Here is a 4,025-nt window from a genome sequence, read left to right on the forward strand (position 1 = left end):
GGGGAGATGATTATACAGCAAGCCACCATGGCGAGCGGCAACGCGCCTCCCTCTGCGTCTCCAAGCCGCCGGCTGAAGAAAATGAAGCTCGCCCAACCCGCCGCGCCGCACAGGGCAAGCGCGACACCGATTGGGTCGAGAGAACCACCGACGTCAGGGGTAAGCATGAGGATGCCTCCCGCGGCCAGCAGGATCCAGGCGAAATCAACCTTCCGGCGCGACGAGATCATTGCCATGACGAGCGGTCCGATGAAGCCGATCGACACCGCAATGCCGAGCGGGATCCGCGAAATAGCGTTGAGGAAGCAGCCATTTTGGATTGCCATGCCAAGCCCATAAAGAAATATCGTAATGGGATCACGCTTGAGCGCGGCACGCCAGGTAGCGCGATTGTGCACAAGCAGAATGGCAGCCGCCATTCCAACGCGCAGGAACAAGATTCCAAGAGGGCCGAAGATCGGAAACAGCAAGACTGCAATAGCAGAGCCAAGCTGGATGCATGCGACAGCCGCCACAACCATGGCCTCGGCTGGAAGCCTGCGCAGCGAAAAATCTTTCATGCAATGCCTATCCTGTCCCCTTCCGAGGCGCGGCAGAGGGAGCCAACCGTCCGGAGCGGCCAATTCACGACGAAAAAAGGCATATTGCATACATTATGCTAGCTTCCAGTACGGATGGTCTGCAGTCTCACCAACCGACAACTTTGGCAGAAAGGGCAATCCCCCTTAGAGGTCAATTGAGTTGGGTCGGACAATCTGGGACGTTGCATTCAGCGAACACGCACCGGCGCCGCATAGGGTGGAACCTGCACTGTGCGTACTGCATTGGCATTCGCCGCAGCCACTGCCCTAACGTGGCGTGCGATTTCCTCCATTGAGGCGAACCAGACATCGCCCCGAGACCGCAAGTCCTCCAGAAACGCCGCAAATACGGCCCAGCGCGACAGTCTCCCCGACACAAAGGGATGGACCACGGGAACCCATAACCCGCCGTACCGGTAAGCCGTCTCAAACTCCTGACGGAAAACCTCGAACCCCTGCAGGGGCGCACGTATCGGCATCGTATAGTCGAGATCAATTGACTGGACATACTGCGGCCAGTCGTCCAGGCCCCAGTGAGACGGGATTTCAACCAGAGTGCCGTTCGGCGCCGACAGGATATAAGGGATATCGTCCCCCATCAGGGAGGCATCGTATTCAAAGCCACGATCGACAAGGAAACCGGGTGAACGGTCCGAGATATTATAGAGCGGTGCACGCCAGCCGCGGGGCCGTGCGCCTGTTGCCTTGACAATGACCTCGATGCCGCGGTCCAGCCAGTAGGCTTCATCCTCGGCGCTGAGTTCTGAAGGATGCTCGTGCAGAAATCCATGGTGAGCGATCTCGTGGCCTCCTGAGAGGATCGTTTCGATTGCTTCAGGATAGCGTTCGATGCACCAAGCTGGAATGAAGAAGGTCTGGCGGATTCCGAGGCGGCGATAGGTTTCAACGATCCTCGGCACTGCTACCTGTGGTCCGTATTGCAGCATCGAGATCGCTGACAGGCGGCGATAGCCGTCGAGCGGATGAGCAATGTGGATCAGGCTATCGGCATCCATATCGAAGGTTATGCAGCAGGCGCAGTTAGCGCCGTTTGGCCAGGGAATGGGGTTCAAAATCATGATGCTCTCGGTTTTGTGAAATCAGGAATCGGCAGCAAGGTGATCGATCAGGCGGACCAGGAAAGCCTGACAGCTCGCAAGCTGTTGGAGGGACACATACTCGTTGGGCTGGTGCGCCTGGGCGACGTAGCCGGGCCCACAGATCACTGTGGAGAGGCCCGCCTGTTGGAAGAGGCCTCCTTCGGTACAGAAAGATACGGCGTCGGCACGCGCCGCTCCGGTCAATTGGAGGGCAAGATGTTCGGCCGCGCCACGGGCTTCAGGAACCAACGGTGGAACCTTGAATAACGAGGTTGAGACGATCGATGCAAGCGGGTGCGTTGCCTGTAACCTGGGTAAGACTTTGGACTCGGCCTGGACCGTGAAGCTTTCGATTATTGCTTCCGCCTGTCCCGGGCTTGTGGTGCGCGCCTCCCATTCGAAACTGAATTCAGCTGGAATGATATTCCCGGCTGATCCCCCTCGCGCTATGCCGACAGACAACGTGGGATGGGGTGTTTCAAACGGGCTTCCCGGATCCGGCATAGCGACCAAGCGATCATGAATTGACTCGACAAGCGTGATCAGGCGCGCTCCGGCATAGATCGCATGAGCGCCGAGACGCGGCATGCTCGAATGTGCGGCCAAACCGGTGACGACGGTTCGCCAATCGTAGGCGCCTTTGTGGGCGTTAACGGGCACCATGCCTGTTGGCTCACCGACGATCACGCAAGCTGGTGTCGGCAAATGGTCGGCAATGTAATCGATCATTGGGCCTGCGCCGACGCAGCCAACTTCTTCATCATAGGAGAAGGCGAAATGCAGCGGACGTTGCAAGGATGCTGCAGCGGCCAGGCGCGCAACCGAAAGGCATGCCGCGACGAAGCCTTTCATGTCCGTGGTGCCTCGTCCAAACAGCGCTCCTTCGTGTTCGGTCAACGCGAACGGATCGCTCGTCCAGTTCTGTCCCGCGACAGGCACCACGTCCATGTGGCCGGAAAGCACGACCCCGCCTGGCATCAGGGGGCCTATCGTTGCCAACAAATTCGTCTTTTGGCCGTCGCAAGAGGGAAACCGGATGCAAGTCGCGCCAAGGCCCGCTAGATGGGTCTCGATGAAATCTGCGATATCCAGGTTCGACCTGTCAGAGACCGACCGAAAGCCCACAAGCCTTGACAACAAAGCTTGCGGCTCCTCGATCGCGGAATTCTGGTCGGTCATTTTTCGCTGCTCCTGCAATATCAGCTGGTCCGTCCGACCGGCTGATATTGCTGCCTTGCTAGTTGGCTTCGGGCCCATACACGTCGAAATCGAAATACTTACGATCGATCTTCTGGTATGTGCCGTCCGCCCTGATATCGAGGATGGCCTTGTTGAGCGAATTGCGCAGCTCATCGCTGCCTTTGCGGAGCGCAATCCCGACACCGTCGCCGAAACACTCCGGATCCTGCGGCGTTGGGCCATTGAATGTGTAGTCCTGGCCATCGGGCCTATCGAGCACTTCCTTCTTCATCTGGATCGATTCAGCAATATAGGCGTCGAGTCGACCTGCCTTGAGGTCGCTGAAGCCTTCTTCCAACGTGGGATAGAGCGTAATGTTTGCCTTTGAAAAATGCTTCGACAGATAGCAGCTTTGGATCGTGCCGCGCTGGACACCGACGTGGATACCGCCAAGATCGTCCTTTGACGTATCGAGATTCATGCCTTTCTTGGTCACGAATCGAGAGATGGCCTGCCAGTACTTCTTGGTAAAGTCGACGCGTTTCTGGCGTTCGGCGGTGATGGCCATAGATGCGACGATCACGTCGAACTTCTTGGCCAGCAGAGCCGGGATCATGCCGTCCCAATCCTGGGCGACGATGACGCATTTGCGATTCATCTTCTCGCAAAGCGCATTCGCGATATCAACGTCGAATCCCTTCAAGGTGCCGTCGGCCTCGCGCCAGTTAAAGGGTGGATAAGCGCCTTCGGTCGCTATGCGAAGGACGTCCTGCGCCTGCACGGGAGGGGCCGCCACAGCGCCCAAGGCAACAATCGCCATCGAGACAAGAATGCCAATCTTCATTTTGTTCACCTCAGCTTGCTCTAGATTGATGAAGCGCGCCCACTGGGGGGTTGCAGTGGCACCACTTCGAATTCATGTGAGATCGAACGATGGCGCTGCCGGTCTGTAAGTTCTATCCGCACGCGATAGGGTGCCTTCGGCAAGGGTCCGGCCTTGCCGACCGTTCCGGAAAACAGCATGGAGCCCTCCGTCACCCCGGATGCTGCCCCGCCAAATGCCAATCTTGTCAGATCATCTGGGCGCAGGAGCGCCGCCACAGACTCATCGACTACCTGCCGGCGGTCGATTTCCATGCCAAGCACCAGCCGATCCCAGTGGTCC

General features: G+C 58.1%; 4 protein-coding genes and 1 pseudogene. All 5 read right to left on the reverse strand.

The window, feature by feature from the left end; all coding sequences use genetic code 11:
- Positions 1–560: pseudogene (locus tag EN993_RS32320) on the reverse strand (EamA family transporter); the annotation flags it as partial.
- A gap of 209 nt (positions 561–769) precedes the next feature.
- A complete protein-coding gene (locus EN993_RS32325; protein WP_127265828.1) occupies positions 770–1,660 on the reverse strand; it encodes a polysaccharide deacetylase in 891 nt (296 codons plus the stop codon).
- Positions 1,661–1,681: 21 nt separating this feature from the next.
- Positions 1,682–2,860, reverse strand: a complete 1,179-nt coding sequence (argE, locus tag EN993_RS32330; RefSeq protein WP_164757952.1) for an acetylornithine deacetylase — start codon at positions 2,858–2,860, stop codon at positions 1,682–1,684.
- A 58-nt stretch (positions 2,861–2,918) separates the two neighbouring features.
- The gene (locus tag EN993_RS32335) at positions 2,919–3,704 is read right to left on the reverse strand and encodes a transporter substrate-binding domain-containing protein (protein WP_127265831.1); all 786 of its coding nucleotides are present in this window, start codon (positions 3,702–3,704) and stop codon (positions 2,919–2,921) included.
- 20 nt (positions 3,705–3,724) lie between these two features.
- On the reverse strand, positions 3,725–4,025 hold a 301-nt coding region (locus EN993_RS32340; RefSeq protein WP_127265833.1), incomplete at its 5' end, for a DUF2848 family protein.

Origin of the sequence: Mesorhizobium sp. M7D.F.Ca.US.004.01.2.1 (genome assembly GCF_003997785.1) — a bacterium.
Lineage (GTDB): Bacteria > Pseudomonadota > Alphaproteobacteria > Rhizobiales > Rhizobiaceae > Mesorhizobium > Mesorhizobium loti.